Annotated in this window: 14 protein-coding genes; 11 read left to right on the top strand and 3 right to left on the bottom strand. The window is 57.3% G+C overall.

Annotated features, from left to right (window positions below; translation table 11 throughout):
- The first annotated feature begins 56 nt into the window (after positions 1-56).
- Positions 57-2,975 (top strand): TonB-dependent receptor plug domain-containing protein, encoded by a 2,919-nt coding sequence (locus ACFSAG_RS13395; RefSeq protein WP_381515741.1) that lies wholly within the window; start codon positions 57-59, stop codon positions 2,973-2,975.
- A 20-nt stretch (positions 2,976-2,995) separates the two neighbouring features.
- Positions 2,996-4,030, top strand: a complete 1,035-nt coding sequence (locus ACFSAG_RS13390; protein ID WP_381516181.1) for a S66 peptidase family protein — start codon at positions 2,996-2,998, stop codon at positions 4,028-4,030.
- Here the strand turns inward: ACFSAG_RS13390 and ACFSAG_RS13385 are convergent.
- Entirely contained in the window at positions 4,027-4,923 is an 897-nt protein-coding gene (locus tag ACFSAG_RS13385; protein ID WP_381515739.1) for a LysR family transcriptional regulator, read from the bottom strand. The two genes, ACFSAG_RS13390 and ACFSAG_RS13385, sit on opposite strands and share 4 nt — an antisense overlap.
- A gap of 89 nt (positions 4,924-5,012) precedes the next feature.
- Here ACFSAG_RS13385 and ACFSAG_RS13380 point away from each other — a divergent pair, with 89 nt between their 5' ends.
- The 6 genes from ACFSAG_RS13380 to ACFSAG_RS13355 all read left to right on the top strand — a co-directional run bounded on the left by ACFSAG_RS13380 (position 5,013) and on the right by ACFSAG_RS13355 (position 9,085).
- The gene (locus ACFSAG_RS13380) at positions 5,013-5,726 is read left to right on the top strand and encodes a pirin family protein (protein ID WP_381515736.1); all 714 of its coding nucleotides are present in this window, start codon (positions 5,013-5,015) and stop codon (positions 5,724-5,726) included.
- A 74-nt stretch (positions 5,727-5,800) separates the two neighbouring features.
- On the top strand, positions 5,801-6,400 hold the full coding sequence (gene wrbA / locus ACFSAG_RS13375; RefSeq protein WP_374612791.1) for an NAD(P)H:quinone oxidoreductase: 600 nt from the start codon (positions 5,801-5,803) through the stop codon (positions 6,398-6,400).
- Positions 6,401-6,403: 3 nt separating this feature from the next.
- On the top strand, positions 6,404-7,195 hold the full coding sequence (locus tag ACFSAG_RS13370) for a dioxygenase family protein (protein ID WP_381515732.1): 792 nt from the start codon (positions 6,404-6,406) through the stop codon (positions 7,193-7,195).
- A 32-nt stretch (positions 7,196-7,227) separates the two neighbouring features.
- Positions 7,228-7,629: an alternative ribosome rescue aminoacyl-tRNA hydrolase ArfB gene (gene arfB, locus ACFSAG_RS13365; RefSeq protein ID WP_374612787.1), complete on the top strand. Its 402-nt coding sequence runs from the start codon at positions 7,228-7,230 to the stop codon at positions 7,627-7,629.
- Between the two features lie 14 nt (positions 7,630-7,643).
- On the top strand, positions 7,644-8,126 hold the full coding sequence (locus tag ACFSAG_RS13360; protein WP_381515728.1) for a GAF domain-containing protein: 483 nt from the start codon (positions 7,644-7,646) through the stop codon (positions 8,124-8,126).
- A gap of 134 nt (positions 8,127-8,260) precedes the next feature.
- A complete protein-coding gene (locus ACFSAG_RS13355; protein ID WP_381515725.1) occupies positions 8,261-9,085 on the top strand; it encodes a glycine zipper 2TM domain-containing protein in 825 nt (274 codons plus the stop codon).
- A 47-nt stretch (positions 9,086-9,132) separates the two neighbouring features.
- On the opposite strand, the gene ACFSAG_RS13350 is transcribed toward ACFSAG_RS13355, so the two are convergent.
- Both ACFSAG_RS13350 and ACFSAG_RS13345 read right to left on the bottom strand, forming a co-directional pair.
- A complete protein-coding gene (locus ACFSAG_RS13350) occupies positions 9,133-9,891 on the bottom strand; it encodes an arginyltransferase (protein ID WP_374612783.1) in 759 nt (252 codons plus the stop codon).
- 103 nt (positions 9,892-9,994) lie between these two features.
- Positions 9,995-11,212 (bottom strand): threonine ammonia-lyase, encoded by a 1,218-nt coding sequence (locus tag ACFSAG_RS13345; RefSeq protein WP_381515721.1) that lies wholly within the window; start codon positions 11,210-11,212, stop codon positions 9,995-9,997.
- 58 nt (positions 11,213-11,270) lie between these two features.
- Between ACFSAG_RS13345 and ACFSAG_RS13340 the strand changes: the two genes are divergently transcribed.
- The 3 genes from ACFSAG_RS13340 to ACFSAG_RS13330 all read left to right on the top strand — a co-directional run bounded on the left by ACFSAG_RS13340 (position 11,271) and on the right by ACFSAG_RS13330 (position 16,707).
- Positions 11,271-12,140 (top strand): NAD(P)-dependent oxidoreductase, encoded by an 870-nt coding sequence (locus tag ACFSAG_RS13340; RefSeq protein ID WP_381515718.1) that lies wholly within the window; start codon positions 11,271-11,273, stop codon positions 12,138-12,140.
- Positions 12,137-13,828 carry an amidohydrolase gene (locus ACFSAG_RS13335; protein WP_381515716.1) on the top strand — a complete coding sequence of 564 codons (1,692 nt, stop codon included), beginning with the start codon at positions 12,137-12,139 and terminating at the stop codon, positions 13,826-13,828. Before ACFSAG_RS13340 ends, ACFSAG_RS13335 begins: the two co-directional genes overlap by 4 nt.
- 134 nt (positions 13,829-13,962) lie before the next feature.
- Positions 13,963-16,707, top strand: coding sequence for a TonB-dependent receptor (locus ACFSAG_RS13330; RefSeq protein ID WP_381515713.1), 2,745 nt, complete (start codon positions 13,963-13,965; stop codon positions 16,705-16,707).
- The last annotated feature ends 20 nt before the right edge of the window (positions 16,708-16,727 follow it).

The raw sequence follows: 16,727 nt of genomic DNA, 5'->3' as shown, positions 1-16,727 counted from the left end.
GGTTTTTGATTTGCCATCACCGCAAAGCGGGACGGCACCAGTTGGAGGGCTTACTCATGAAATTGCACAAGCTGGCATTGTATCTGACAGCAGCGAGCCTCGCTGTTCCAGTTGCAGCGCAGGATGCGACAACTTTAGCGGATAATGAAGATGAAGCCATCATCGTCACAGGATCGAGCATCAAACGCAAACCGCAAGAAAGTGCTGTTCCTTTGCAGGTCTACACCAGTCAGGATATCGAACGCGAAGGCATTAGTAACCCAGAACAGTTCATTTCGTTGCTGAATTCGAATGGCAATGGTGCGGACAATCTGGCGTCCAATTCGGACATCACCAGTGGTGCTCAACGCGGCACAAACGGCGTTTCTTCTGCAAATCTTCGCAATCAGGGGTCTGGCGGTACTCTCATCCTGCTCAACGGTCGTCGCGTGGCCTCCCACGGCCTAGGAGGCGGAGCCGTTGACGTAAACCAGATACCCTTTGCGGCTGTTGAGCGGGTTGAGGTTTTGAAAGACGGAGCGTCAGCAATTTATGGGACTGACGCAATCGGAGGGGTGATCAACTTCATCCTCAAGAAAGACTATGAGGGAATGGGTGTATCGAGCTTTATCGACAAAACCCAGCATGGCGGTGGAGACATTTACAAAGGTTCGATCACCTTCGGTATTGGTAATCTCGACAGAGATGGTTTCAACATCATGGCTGCCGGATCTTACAGTGAAAACAAAATTTTGCGAGGTTTACAGCGAGACTTTGTAACTACCAACCTGCCAAGCTTTGGCTTGTCAGCTGATACACGCGGCACACCGTTCGCAACGATAATTCCGACGGGCACGACGACACTCAACCCAATCAACACATTGATTACGGCAGGTAACGCGCCATTTGTGCCAGGCAGCACAACGGTTCGCGGCAGCGGTGGCATCAATATTCTAAATATTCCAGGAGGAGCAGGATGCTCGTCTGTGCCTGGCATGTTCGATTATGATGAAGTGCTATGGGGTGCAGCTGACCGGGCTTATGCATGCGCATATGAAACTGGAAAGCCCGCCGTTCTGACGCAGCCGTTACAAACGATCAGCTTCATTACTCGCGCTGTTGCCCGAATTAGTGACCATGAATTAAGCCTCGAATATATGCGTTCGGACGCCGATGCGACCAAAAGCTTTTCTGAAAATCAGTATTCGAACAATACGACCAGCCTCCAGTTGCGCTATCCACGCAACACGCTGACCGCAGCAACATATGATGGCATTGTTGCAAGTTTACGGGCAGCATTCCCCGGTATTGTTCTCAACGCAGGCAATCCGATTGCGTATCGCTGGCGCTGCATCGAATGCGGTCCGCGGACGATCAATACATCGACACAGGCTGATCGGCTTTCGTTCGGAGCTGAAGGACCGCTCTTCGCCGGTTGGGAATATCGCGCTGGGGCGTCCATTGCGAGCAGTCAGTCGAAATCGCGTCTCGGCAATGGCTATCATTATCGCGGCACGCTAGCAAACGGTGCACCGGACCCGACTGCCCCAACTGCACCAGGAGCAACTGCGCCCGGTATTGTCGGCGTATTGAATAGCGGACTCATCAACCCATTCCTCCCTGCCGGCCAGACTCAAACGGCTGCCGGGCTCGCCGCACTTCAAGCGGTATCTGCTGAAGGTGTTGTTTTGTACGGAGGAAAATATAAAGTTACGCAACTCGATGCATCGGTCACTGGGTCGCTATTTGAACTTCCCGGAGGCACCGCTAAAGCGGCCTTCGGCGTAGATTATCGCAAGGAAGAATATCGCTTCAACGGCGATGAACGAGCGGCTGCGACACGCCCAGTTATATTCAATGCGCCTTTTGACGATGCCTTCGCCCTTACTCCCCGCGAGCGAACGGTAAAAGCCGCATATGCAGAACTTTTGCTGCCAGCATTTGACGGGTTTGAACTCAATGCCGCTATTCGCGCGGACGACTATACCGGTTTTGGGTCGACTGTGAATCCGAAATTCTCGTTCCGCTATGCGCCAATTTCCGAAATTGCGTTGCGCGGTTCGTATAGCACGGGCTTCCGGGTTCCGTCTTTCAATCAGATTTTTAACGGCACGCTTGAGTCCCCACTTCCTGGTGCGGATCTGGCCGACCCACGTGATTGTCCGGGCGGTCGACCTATTGTCGGCAACCCACTGTGCGTTGCGATTAATCCCAACGTTTTGTCTGGCGGCAATCTGAATGTGGGACCCGAAGAGGCCAAGCAATGGGGTTTGGGTGTCGTGTTGCAGCCGTCGTCTGACTTCAGCGCAACCATCGACTGGTGGAAGATCAACCGTTCGGGTGCAATCACGACCTTGTCAGTGCGCGAATTGGCGGACAATTATTCGATCTTCGAAGACCGCTTCATTCGCAACGCAGCTGGAGTCTTAACCCAGATCGACCAGCGGGTGATCAATGCGGGTAAAGCGTTTACGCAAGGCATAGATATCTCGTTCCGAGGCAGCGGTGAACTTGGCAATGGACGAATTGGCTTGACGCTGGACGGCACTTATTTGCTGAAAAAGAAATCGCAATTGGTTCCCTCCGCACCGATCAGCGCCAGCGAAGTTGGCAAATTCACATTCTCGGGCGATTTGGGCCTCAAATGGAAACATCAACTGGTTACTACCTATGACATTGGGGATTTCGGTTTCTCGCTGTCGCAAATCTTCCGTTTGGGATACAAAAACAATCGCATCGGCCAGATTGGTGCAGGCACGTTGACCCGTCCGGATCAAGTCAATCGGACAGACGATTATGTTATCTTCAACGCCTCGGTCATGTATGAGGGCATAAAGAATATGCGGGTTACGGCTGGTGTTAAGAACATTCTCGACAGCGACCCGCCATTTGCGATCACCTACGATACCGATACGGGTGCGGGCAGCAGTTGGGAGCCCCGTGTCGCCGATCCGCGTGGTCGCGCCTTCACATTGCTGATGGAGTATAAATTCTGACGCCCTCGCGTCGAATGATCATGACGGGGCTGGCGGCGCTGATGGCGTCGCCGGCCCTGCCTGCTTTCACAGGAGCGGCGGCTGCTGCTCCCAACGGCAAGCGCATCAAGCCACCACGTATCAAGCCGGGTGACACGATCGGGCTGATCGAGCCCGCCTCGGCCAGCGATGATCCATTCGATCTGGTGCTGGTGGAAGAGGCGATCCGCGCAATGGGGCTGGTGCCCAAGCGCGCGCCCAACCTTTTCAAGCGCTATGGCTATCTTGCAGGGCAGGATAAGGAGCGCGGGGCAGATGTCACTGCGATGTTTGCCGACAAGGATGTCAAAGCGATTTTCGCGGTGCGTGGCGGATGGGGATCGGCCCGTGCCTTGCCGTTCATCGATTGGGATGTGGTGCGTGCGAATCCCAAATTCCTGATCGGCTATAGCGATATCACCGCGCTCCATATGGCGATAGCGGCCAAGGGCGGGGCAGTGACGCTGCACGGGCCCAATGCCAGCAGCGCATGGGGCAAGGCCTCGGTTGAAAGCTTTAAGCGGATCGCATTTGATGCGGCGACCCCGCTGTTTGAAAATCCGAAGGCGAGCGAGGACCGTTTGGTCCAGCGGCGCTGGCGGACGATCAAGATACGGGGCGGAAAGGCGCAGGGGCAGTTGCTTGGCGGCAATCTGACGGTGCTGACCGCGCTTGCCGGTACGCCCTACCTCCCCGATTTCACCGGGGCGATCCTGTTTCTTGAGGATATCGACGAGGCGGAATATCGAATTGATCGCATGCTGACCCAGTTGGGGCAGGCAGGCGTCCTAAAGGGACTGGCCGGGGTTGTATTCGGCCAGTGCACCAATTGCCGCGATCCCGATGGCAGTGGGCCGGGTGGCGGCTTTACGCTCAATTCAATCCTGCGCCAGCATTTCGAACCGCTCGGTATTCCGGCATTCGAAGGAGCCTGGTTTGGCCATATCTCTGACCAGTTCACTATCCCTCAGGGTGTGATGGCAGAGATTGATGGCGATGCAGGAACGCTGCGGCTGTTGGAGCCCGCAGTTTCCTAAGCCGTCGATAGCTTCTCCGCCAGGAATTCGATCAATGCCGTTAGCCGCCGTGGGCGAAAGCTTCCGGGCGGCGTGACGATATGGATCGCAATCGGTGGAGTTTTCCATTCGCTGAGAATGGGTATCAGGCGGCCTGCCGCAATTTCCGTTTCGCAGATGAAATCGGGCAGAGTCCCGATACCCAGACCTGCACAAAGCGCGGGCAGCATCGCCTCACCATTGTTTACCCGCAATGGTCCAGAAAGCCGCACCACGGCCTCGCTTCCATCCGGGCCGGTGAAGCGCCAGCTTTCGGGGTTGGAGGATAGCGAGTAGCTTAGGCAGCGATGTTCCCCCAATTGCGCCGGATGGCGCGGCTCGCCATTTTCGGCAAGGTAATCCGGGCTTGCAAGCACATAGCTTTTCACGCCGCGCAACCGCCGCGCGCGCAACGAACTGTCAGGCAGCGCGCCGATGCGCAACGCAAGGTCGAAACGCTCTCCGATCAGGTCTACCCGCGCATCGCTCAAATGCATGTCGATGCTGATGCCCCGATGGCTGCACAGAAATTCGGATAGCAGGGGCGCGACGCGGCTGATGCCATAGCTCATCGGGGCGGCGAGCCGGATTTGGCCAACGGGTTCGCTGGCTTCATCGCGTGCGGCCTCTTCGGCGGCTTCACCTGCCGCCACAATAGCCTTCGCCTGTTCGAGCAAGGCGGTGCCGCTCTCGCTCAGCACCAGCCGACGCGAGGTGCGGTGGAACAACGGCGCCCCCACCTGTGCCTCGAGACGAGAGACGGCCTTTGAAACCGTTGCCTTTGAAAGGCCGAGCAATTCCGCCGCGCGGGAGAAGCCACCTTCGGTGGCAACGGCCGCGAAAATCGACCATGCTTCATAATCGGGTAAGCGCATAAATGGAAACAATAGGTTTCCAATGTTTCTATTTCAATCCTCATTCGGCTGCTTATCTTGGCGGCAACACGCAAATCAGGAGCATTCCGATGATCGACAGCAAAGCAAAGGTGGAAATCCGTCCCTTCGCTAGCCTCGGCGGGGCCAATCATGGCTGGCTGGATGCGCACCACCATTTTTCATTCGCCAACTATTACGATCCTGACCGGATGAATTGGGGCAGCCTTCGTGTCTGGAACGACGACATCATCCAGCCGCAAACCGGTTTCCCCCCGCATCCGCATTCGGACATGGAAATCATCACCTATATCCGCACTGGTGCGATCACCCACCAGGATAGCCTAGGCAACAAGGGCCGCACTGCGGCGGGCGATGTGCAGGTGATGAGCGCCGGCACCGGCATCCGCCATGCCGAGTATAATCTGGAGGATGAAGCGACCACCTTGTTCCAGATCTGGATCGTTCCCAAACGGACAGGCGGCGCGCCGAGCTGGGGCACCAAGCCATTCCCCAAAAGCGATCGCTCCGGCGCATGGCAGGTGCTTGCCAGCGGCTTCGACGAAGACAAGGACGCTCTTCCCATCCGCACCGATGCCCGCGTGCTCGGCGCGACGCTAAAGGCTGGTGAAAGCCTGTCCTATCAGGTTGGTGATCGCCGCTATGCCTATATGGTTCCGGCAACTGGTGTGATCGAGGTTGACGGCCAGCGTGCCAACGCACGGGACGGTGTGGCGATCACAGCAGGAACCATCACCATCACCGCCGTCGAGGATAGCGAAATCGTCCTCGTAGACTCCGACTAAACCTCTCTCCCCCCCGGAAGCGGGCGCGACCCTGCCCGCTTCCACCCCTTTCCCAAAACAAGAAGGAACTATCCATGCCGAAAGTCCTGATCCTCTATTATTCAAGCTATGGCCACATCGAGACCATGGCGAATGCCATTGCCGATGGTGCCCGCGAAGCCGGCGCGAGCGTCGACGTGAAACGCGTGCCCGAAACCGCGCCGCTGGAAGTTGCACAGGCTGCGCATTTCAAACTCGATCAGACGGCGCCAGTAGCAACCATCGAAGAACTCAAGGATTATGATGCCATCATCGTCGGCACGGGCACCCGCTTTGGCCGCATGTCGAGCCAGATGGCGGCCTTTTGGGATAGCGCCGGCGGCGTCTGGGCGCGGGGTGAACTGAATGGCAAGGTCGGCGCCGCCTTTACCTCCAGTGCTACGCAGCATGGTGGGCAGGAAACGACCTTGTTTTCAATCATCACCAACCTGCTGCATTTTGGCATGACCATCGTAGGTCTCGACTATGGTTTTGCCGGGCAAATGCGTAACGATGAGGTCGTGGGCGGTGCGCCCTATGGCGCGACCACCATAGCCAATGGCGACGGTAGCCGTCAGCCAAGCGAAACCGAGCTTGAAGGCGCGCGTTATCTCGGCCGGCGTGTCGCTGATACCGCAGCCAAATTATTTGGTTGAGCGATGGCAAGGCAGCCCGCCCTTTTCGTTTCGCATGGTTCACCGACCATTGTGATTTCCGACACCCGAGCCCGACACTTTCTTGCCGGGCTGGCCGGTGGGCTGCCGGCACGACCTGATGCCATTGTGATGATTTCGGCGCACCATGATGAACCAATGACATCGGTCACATCCGGCGAGCGCCCAACAACGATCCACGACTTTGGCGGTTTTCCGGAAGTGCTTTATCAGATGCGGTATCCGGCCCCGGGCGCGCCGGAACTGGCGCAACGCTTGAAGGCGATGTTGCACGATGCAGTCATCGAAAGCAGACTCGATCCCAAACGCGGATTTGACCATGGCACATGGACTCCGCTGATGCTGGCATGGCCCGAGGCGGATATTCCGGTGGTGCAGCTGTCGATCAACTCGCATGCGACGCCGGAGCATCATTATCGGCTTGGCCAGACATTGGAGCCACTGCGTGATGAGAATGTCCTGATCATGGGATCGGGTGCCATCACCCACAATCTGCACGCATTTTTCCGGGGTGGATTTTCAGTGGACGCACCTGCGCAACCATGGGTGCGCGAATTTCTAAGCTGGCTCGATGCCAAACTGGCAGACGGAGATCATCCGGCAGTTTTGGGCGCGATTGGTCACGCTCCGCATGGCAGCGACAACCATCCGACGATGGACCACATCCTGCCGCTTTACGTGGCGTTGGGGGCGGGCGGGGCAACAGGACGCGCGATCAAGCTGCATTCCAGCGTCGAATATGGTGTGCTGGCCATGGACGCGTGGCGTTTCGACTAGCGCCTTTGTAAGCTTGGTCTTACGAATGGGCGATGCCGTTTGAACTGCCCGAAGAATTGCTTGAAGAAACATTCCTGGCGTCGACCGGTCCGGGCGGGCAGAATGTCAACAAGGTCGCCACTGCCTGCCAGTTGCGCGTTGACGTGTTTCGGTTGGGCCTTCCACCCTTTGCCTTTCGCAAACTCAAGACACTTGCGGGCAGCAAGATGACCTCGTCGGGCGAATTGGTGGTGACGGCCCGCGAACATCGCACGAGAGAGGCCAACCGGGCGGAGGCGAGGGCGCGGATCATTCGCCTGATTGACCAGGCGTTCGTGCGCGAAGCGCCCAGGATCAAGACCAAGCCGAGCAGGGCCGCCAAGGCCAAGCGCGTCGACGCCAAAAAAGGCCGGGGCGAAATCAAGAAGGGCCGTGGTAAAGTTCGTCTCGAATGACTATCTGACGCTGCATGTACGCTTTCGATATCGCAACCGATGCCCCAAAGGCTGAACTTTACGCCGAACTGCTCAAGGCGGCTGATGCGCTGACTGCGGGAGAGGCGGACGGTATCGCCAATATGGCCAACATCTCAGCCCTGATTTGGCAGTTTGTACCCGAACTCAACTGGGTGGGTTTTTACCGGATGGTGGGCGGGGAACTGGTTCTGGGGCCGTTCCAGGGCAAGTCGGCCTGCATCCGCATTCCGCTAACCAAGGGTGTATGCGGTGCCGCGGCTCGTACCGGTGAGACGCAACTGGTCGAAGATGTACATGCCTTTCCCGGACATATTGCCTGCGATGCCGCCAGCCGGTCGGAACTTGTGGTGCCCGTCAAGCGCGATGGCGTGGTAATTGCGGTCATCGATCTGGACAGCCCCCTGCCAGCAAGGTTCGACGCAGAAGACGCAAAGGGTATTGAGGCGCTCGCAAATCTGCTCGCGAGCCGGATCTGATCGCTGCATCATTTTGAAACAGCGCCCAAACCGTGCGCGCATTTTACATCTGTCGACCCAAAACGGTGTTAAGCTCTTCTTAACTATCGGAGAATGCGTCTTATCCGCTTCCCGATGATTAGGGAGCAATTGTGATGAAAACCCTCTTGTTTGCAAGCGTCGTGGCCGGTTCGCTCGCGCTGTCACCTGCACATGCTGCGTCTGGCAAACCGCATCACGACAAGGCCGAATATCAACCGTCAATGGGTACGGACCGTGGCATCTACGAATTTGATGGCCCGGCCATGTCGACCTATTCAGATGAAAATGGTGAGCGCTATGAATATGAGGGCGCATGGACCAAGGGCGGTTATATCGATCCGGAACGCCGCGTTTATGAAGGCCAGTGGAACGGTAAGGTAATCCGCACAAGGGGTGCAACGGCGCCTGCGGCCATGGACATGCCGCCGCATCCGATGCCGATGGCAGGTGCGCCTTATGATGTTCCGCCACCAACGGCTGCGCCTTATCCTGCTGGTCCGTCATGGGGCGGGCAACATGGCTATGGCGAATATGAAAAATGCCTCAAAAATGATGGCGTCGCCGGTGCTGCAATCGGCGCTATCCTGGGCGGTCTTGCTGGAAATCGCATCGCGGGTCGCGGCAATCGAACCGAAGGTTCGCTGATTGGTGCCGGGCTCGGCGCATTGGCTGGTTTGGGTGTCGAGAAATCGATGAAAAAGTGCGAAAAGCACCTGCCGCGTGATGGCGGATATGCCTATGGCCCGGGTTACGGCTATGGCGCGTATCCCCACGGCTACTACTATTATGCTGCACCAGTCATGGCCTATTCGATGGTTCCGGTCACCACGACCACAGTGACCGAAGAAATCTATTATGAAACCGTGCCGGTAAAGCGGAAGGCGGTTCGCAAATGGAAACCAAGGGCCAAGGCAAAGCCACGCTGCGTCTGCCGTTAAGTTCAGTTGAATTGAAACAGAAAACCCCGCTTCGGCGGGGTTTTTTGTCAGCCGAACAGATTGCCCTGTTCACCGGAATCGAAATCCACCCAGCCATCGGGAGTCAGCTTTTCCAGTGGGCGATAGCGAGTTTTGTACTGCATGCGCGCGGCATTTTCGACCCAATAGCCGAGATAGACGAAGGGCAAGCCAGCATCGCGTGCGCGCAAAATATGGTCCATGATGATGAAGTTACCAAGGCCAGCCCGGCCCTCAGCTTCGGCATCATAAAAGCTGTAGACCATCGACAGCCCGTCGGACTGGACATCGGTGATGCACGCGCCAACAAGTTCGCCTTGCGCGCCATAGCGGGCGGGGAGGCGATATTCGATTACATGGCTGCGGACCGGCGTTTGTTCGACCATGTCGGCATAATCCATGTCGTCCATGTCAGCCATGCCGCCTTCGGGGTGGCGCTGCTTCAGATAGCGGCGAAGCAGTTCGAACTGTTCGTTGGTCGACCATGGGCGGCAAGCCGTGACGATGAGGTCGGAATTGCGGCGCAGGATCTTGCGCTGCGTCGCGTTCGGCTGGAATTCGTTGGAAAGGATGCGGACTGGGACGCAAGCCTTGCAGTCCACACAGCTCGGCCGATAGGCAACGTTCTGGCTGCGGCGAAAACCGATGCGGCCCAGCGCTTCGTTGAGTTCGCTGGCATGCGCGCCGCTGAGTTCGGTGAATACCTTTCGCTCGGTTTTTCCGGGCAAATAGGGGCAGGGCGCAGGATTTGTAACGAAGAAGCGCGGAAAACGGACTGGTGCGCTCATGAAAACCCGACCTTGCTTAATTTTGTGTTATCGCAAGGTTATGCCGCTTTCATGCGGTGCTGAAAAGGGCATTTACCATCAAATGCGATGCCCTTGATTTTATTCAGTTCAATTCGACCCGTTCGACCTTGTAACCGGCATGTTTGAGCGAATCGACCAGCCCCTGCAGCTGCTCGGCATCACGCGCTTCGCATTCGATATCAGTGATCAGGCCCTTGGCAGGCAGCGTCGTGAAGATGCGCTGGTGATAGATTTCGATGATGTTGATGTTGTGTTCGTTGAACAGCTTCATCACCTTGTAGAGAGCGCCTGGGCGATCCTGCAGCGTGATGCGCAAGCGCGCAAGGCGACCTGACCGGGCAAGATCGCGCAGCAGGACATTCGCCAGCAAACGAGTGTCGATATTGCCCCCGCTCAGCACGATGCCGACATTCTTGCCTTTGAACTTTTCAGGATTGGCCATGACGGCGGCCAAGCCTGCGGCACCGCCGCCTTCAACGACGGTTTTCTCGATTTGCAAAAGCAAGCTGACTGCGGTTTCCAGTTCGGGTTCCGAAACCAGCACAACATCGTCGACGATGTCGCGTATCACTTTTGACGTGAATTCGCCCGGTACCTTAACCGCGATACCTTCTGCCAGCGTGTCGCCTTCGCATGGCATCTGCTTGTTGTTGAGCAGGGCATACATGGACGGATAAAGTTCGGCCTGCACGCCAACCAGTTCGATGGCAGGATTGATGCCTCGCGCTGCTGTGCCCATCCCCGACAACAGGCCTCCGCCGCCAATTGGCACAACCAGGCTGTCGATTTCCGGGATTTCCTGCAGCATCTCCAATGCCACTGTGCCTTGGCCTGCGGCAACTTTTGGATCATCGAAGGGATGCACGAAGGTGAGCCCCAGTTCCTTTTCGAGGAGACGGGCATGTTTGTAGGCATCGTCGAACTTTTCGCCTTCGAGCACCACTTTGCCGCCGACCGCTTCGGTCTGCATGACTTTTACGGTGGGCGTGGTTTTGGGCATGACGATGGTAACGGGCACGCCAAGGCGGGTGCCGTGATAGCTGAGCCCCTGCGCATGGTTCCCCGCCGATGCCGCGATTACACCGCGACTGCGCGCCTCTTCGGGCATCAGCAATAGCGCGTTCAATGCGCCGCGTTCTTTGTACGCAGCGGTGAATTGGAGGTTTTCGAACTTCAGGTAAATGTTCGCGCCGGTCAACTGCGACAAGGTTTTGCTGTGCAGGGTCGGCGTCGGTACGATTGCATCGCGGATACGTTCATGCGCGGCGCGGACATCGGCAAGGGTAAGAAGCTCGGACATAATGGCGCGGGCCCTAACCTATCTGGCGCAATGTGAAAACAGTGATTAAGGCACAGGCATGTCAAGAATAGCTTTCATCGGTCTGGGCGTGATGGGTGGCCCCATCGCACGACACCTTGCCAAAGCCGGTCATTCGATGACCGTGTACAATCGCTCTTCTGCCAAAGCAGACAAATGGGTATCCGAACATGGCGGCCGAAAAGCCGCATCGCCAGCAGAGGCGGCGCAGGATGCCGAATTTGTCGTCAGTTGTGTGGGCACCGACGATGATTTGGCTAGCATTACTTTGGGACGCGACGGTGTCTTCGCAGCGATGCCCAAAGGCAGCACCTTTATCGACCATACAACCGTGTCGGCGCGCATAGCCCGGCAATTGGCGGTCGAAGCGAAGGGTAGGGGCATCCATTGCGTCGATGCGCCAGTAACGGGAGGCCAGGCCGGGGCAGAGAACGGCACGCTTGCCATCATGTGCGGCGGCACCGAAGCTGCGGTGGAATCGGCAAAGCCGGTGATGGCAGCCTATTCAAAGCGCATTGTCCACGTTGGCGGCCCGGGTGACGGGCAAACGGCAAAAATGGTCAACCAGATCTGTATCGCCGGTGTTTTGCAGGGCCTATCCGAAGCGTTGCACTTCGCCCAATGCGCAGAGCTTGATCTCGATAAAGTATTTGAGGCCATTTCAGGTGGCGCGGCGCAAAGCTGGCAGATGGATAATCGCTGGGCGACAATGGCCAAGGGCGAGTTTGATTTCGGCTTTGCCGTTGATTGGATGCGCAAGGATCTGGGCCTCGCCATTGATGAAGCGCGCGCAAATGGGGCCAGCATTCCGATCGCGGCGATGACCGATCAATTCTATTCGGACATCCAATATATGGGAGGTGGCCGGCAGGATACGAGCGCACTGGTGCGGAGGTTGCCCAAACGATGAGAGCTTTTACGCTTCTGGCAGCTGCAGCCTTCACCGCATTCGCCACCCCGGCTTTTGCCGACGGACTTGTCGAAAATGTCAACGGCATCACGCTCGACAAGGATGGCAAGCTTATCCGCTTTTCGGCCATTCTCATCGATAAAGAGGGCAAGGTCAGCCAGCTTTTAACCAGTAAGGAAAAGGCTCCCAAACAACTTGATTTCCGCCATGATGGTCGTGGATTGACGATGCTGCCCGGGCTGATCGATGCGCACGGGCATGTGATGGGCCTCGGTTTTGCTGCGCTTACGCTGGACCTTTCGGCCACCAACTCACTCGAAGAAGCGCAAGCGGCGATCAAGGCCTATGCCGCCAAATATCCGGACCGCCGCTGGATTGTCGGTCGCGGCTGGAACCAGGAAAAATGGCGGCTGGGTCGCTTTCCGACTGCTGCCGATTTGGACGCGGTTGTCGCAGATCGCCCGGTCTGGCTGGAACGTGTCGATGGCCATGCAGGTTGGGCGAACAGCCGGGCGATGGAAGTTTCGGGTGTAACGACGGCGAGCAAATCCCCGCCGGGCGGCCGGATCGAAATGGCAGGCGGAAAGCCAAGCGGTATTTTCGTCGATGCGGCGAGCGAACTGGTGACGAAGCATATTCCGGCACCCAAGCCTGCTGAACGCGATCTTGCGCTTGCCGAGGCGCAACAGGCGCTGCTTTCAGTTGGTGTTACCGCAATTGCCGATATGGGCACCACGATTGAGGATTGGCAAAGCTATCGCCGCGCGGGCGATGCCGGCTGGCTGTCGGTCCGCATTTTTGGTTACGCCGGTGGTATAGACAATATGGTCGCGATAGCGGGCCCTCGTCCGACGCCATGGCTGTATGAAGACAAGCTGCGCCTTGGCGGGGTGAAATTATACCTCGATGGTGCCCTTGGCAGCCGCGGTGCATGGCTCAAAAAACCCTATGCCGATGCCCCCGGGCAAACCGGACTGTCATTCCTTGCCAGCGCCGAGATCCGCAACCTGATGGTCCGCGCCTCGATGGACGGGTTCCAAACTGCTGTGCATGCAATCGGCGATGCAGCCAATGCCGACGCGATAGGTGCCGTAGAGGATCTTGCCGAAACCTATACTGGCGATCGCCGTTGGCGGATCGAGCATGTCCAGATAGTCGATCCTGTCGACCTGCCACGCCTCGCCAATCACGGGATCATTGCGTCGATGCAGCCTGTGCACCAGACGTCCGATCGGCAGATGGCCGAAGTCCGATTAGGGCTCGATCGATTGGCAGGTGCCTATGCGTGGAACTCCATACTGAAAGCGGGCGGTAGGCTGGCTTTCGGCTCTGACACGCCAGTGGAATCTCCCAATCCATTCATGGGTTTGGCTGCGGCTATCACCCGCGAAGATGAGAAGGGCGAACCCTTTGGCGGCTGGATGCCGGCGGAAAGGGTCAGCCGAGAGCAGGCCCTGGCAGGGTTCACAATCGGTGCCGCTTATGCAGCCTTTGCGGAAGGAAGATTCGGTTCGCTGACCGCTGGGCATCGTGCGGATTTCATTCTTGTCGATACCGATCCGTTGTTGGCAACCCCGGCGCAAATCCGGTCAACGATTGTCAAGGAAGCTTGGGTGGGCGGACGGCCCGTGTTCAATCGCGAAAACAAAAATGAGGCGGTGAAGCCAGGCGAGGCAGAAAGCCGCTAACTACGGCTTTTATCCGTTGTTGCAGATTGGCAACATTGGTAGGAAAAATAAGCATATCGGCCGTGCTGCCGGTGACTTATGCAATTAAAACGCCTAAATAAGCAAAAAACAACGCCCAACGTAAGGAGAGGGATATGAAAGTCAGTTTTGCGATCCGGAAATCTATTTTGTCGGTTTCAGCCGCAACTTGCGCGCTGGCAATGCCGTCATTCGCATATGCCCAGGATAGCCAGGGCACAGACGATGCGGCCGACGAACAGGTTGAAATCGTCGTTACCGCACAGGGCCGTGCGCAGGTCCTTTCAGACGTTCCTGTAGCAATTTCGGCAGTCAATGCCGAAACGCTCCAGAACAGCGGCGCGAACGACATTCGCCAATTGAACCAGGTTGCGCCTTCGCTGCTCGTTTCGTCGACCGGAAGTGAAGCCAATGGTTCGGCGCGTATTCGCGGTATCGGTACCGTTGGTGACAACCCCGGTCTCGAAAGCTCGGTTCCCGTGTTTATCGACGGCGTTTACCGTTCGCGTTCGGGCATCGGCCTCAATGAACTCGGTGAAATCGATCGCGTCGAAGTGCAGCGCGGCCCGCAGGGCACGCTCGGCGGCCGTAACTCTTCGGCCGGCCTTATCAGCATCTATTCGAAAAAGCCGAGCTTCACCTTTGGTGGCAGCGGCGAGCTGACCTACGGCAACTATGATTTCATGCGCGCCACCTCGAGCGTAACCGGCCCGATCAGCGACGGCATCGCGTTCCGCGTCGATGGCGTTTATGTGAAGCGTGACGGTTTCTACACCGATGACCAGAATGGTCGCGATGTTAACAATCGTGATCGCTACTTCCTGCGCGGCCAGTTGCTGATCGAGCCGAGCGACGACCTGTCGATCCGCCTGATTGCAGATTACACCTCGCGCAAGGAAGAATGCTGCGCTGCGACCTATGTCGACGCGTCGGTCAATCCCTATATCGGCAACCTCAACAATCTTGCGACGCCGATCAACAATACGGCTGCCAACAACATCATCAACGTGTTGCGTGACCTCGGTCAGCCATTGGCGGCTTTCAACCAAGGTTATGGCCGCAAGATTTCGGTCAGCCCGAACCGCGTCTTTACTGGCGAAACCAAGGATTATGGTTTTTCGGCCCAGGTCGACTATGACTTCGGCGGCGCCAAGCTGACCTCGATCACCGCCTATCGCGAATATCGCTCGGGCCAGGCATCGGACAACGACTATGGTGAAGTCGATATCCTGTATCGCGCACCCAGCGATGATGCCTATCGCCAGTTCCACACCTTCACGCAGGAATTGCGCCTGCAGGGCGAAGCCTTTGATGGCAAGCTCGACTGGCTGGTTGGCGGCTTCTTCGCCAATGAGAAGCTGACGGTTCGTGATAACCTTCGCTTTGGCAACCAATATGGTCGATTTGCAAATTGCCGCATTGTGTCGGGAGGCGGTCTGGCAGCGGGCTATTCGCCGACTGGGCAGGCTTGCTTGAGCGCGCCAGTCCGCGCATTGATCGCTAGCGGTGGTTCGGCGTTGGGTGCGGGCGGTCCGGCTATTCTGGCCGCACTGGACCGCCTTGATACAATGAATGATGTTGGCACGACCAACGACCGCTATTTCCAGAATGGCACCAACTGGGCGTTGTTCACGCACAATATCGTGCACATTACCGATACGCTCGATCTGACCCTTGGCCTTCGTTACACGAGCGACAAGAAGAAGTTCAACGCGACCTTCGGTAACGATAACACCGTTTGTACTGCAAATCAGGCTGCTCTTTCGTCGTTCCTGACGACGCCATTGGGGGCAACTGCTGGTGGAATCATCGGTCTTTCGTGCCAAGGCAACTCGACCGCTGAACTGAATGGCGTTTCGATCCGTGACGACCGCAAGGAAGACGAGTTCACCGGCACTGCGATCCTGAGCTGGAAGCCGACCGACGACTTGCTGCTCTACGGCAGCTACGCTCGTGGTTACAAGGCAGGCGGTTTCAATCTTGACCGTTCGGCCCTGAAATCGCCGATCGCAACCTTCGCTTCGGTCGGTGGTGCGCAGGCGCTTGTCGGTAACCTGCAATTCGATCCGGAAATGGTCGACAGCTACGAACTGGGTGCGAAATATGCGACCGGTCCGTTCAGCCTCAGCCTCTCGGCCTTCCGTTCGGATTTCAGCAGCTTCCAGCTGAATACCTTCAACGGCACCGTGTTCCTTGTCCAGAATATCAACGGCTGTGATGATCTGATCGGCGGCCCCAATGCCGATACCGATCTCAGCAACGCAACCGGTGCATGCGCTGCAGACGATGTTTCCTACGGCGTTCGTACGCAGGGCTTCGAACTTGAAGGTTCGCTGGTTCCGGCGCGCAACTTCCGCGTTGCTGCAGGCCTTACCTATGCACGCACCAAATATCGTGACGACCTGATCGGCACGAACACGGGTGCCCCGCTTGATCAGGCTCTGCGCAAGCTGCCGGGTGACAATTTGTCGAACGCGCCCGAACTGGTTGCGACTGGCTCGATCACCTGGACTCCGGAAATCGGCAGCAACGGCCTTTCGGGTCTGTTCTACATCGATACCCGCATGACCAGCGACTACAACACCGGCTCTGACCTTTTCCCGCAAAAGGAACAGGATGGTTATGCGCTGTTCAACGCGCGTATTGGTGTGCGTGGTCCGGATGATGCCTGGTCGGTGGAACTGTGGGGCCAGAACATCTTCAACAAGGATTACGCCCAGGTCGCGTTCAACACGCCCTTCCAGGCAGGTGGCGCGAGCGCAGCCTTTGTTGACCCGCAATATCCGGGTGGCCGCCAGCTCTTCTCGCACTTCCTTGCAGAGCCGCGCACTTATGGCATCACCGTTCGCGGCAAGTTCTAAAGCCCTGCGGAAAGGTTAAA

It is taken from the genome of Sphingorhabdus buctiana (assembly GCF_042680825.1).
Lineage (GTDB): Bacteria > Pseudomonadota > Alphaproteobacteria > Sphingomonadales > Sphingomonadaceae > Sphingorhabdus_B > Sphingorhabdus_B buctiana.
This window is presented reverse-complemented; position numbering and strand designations above follow the sequence as displayed.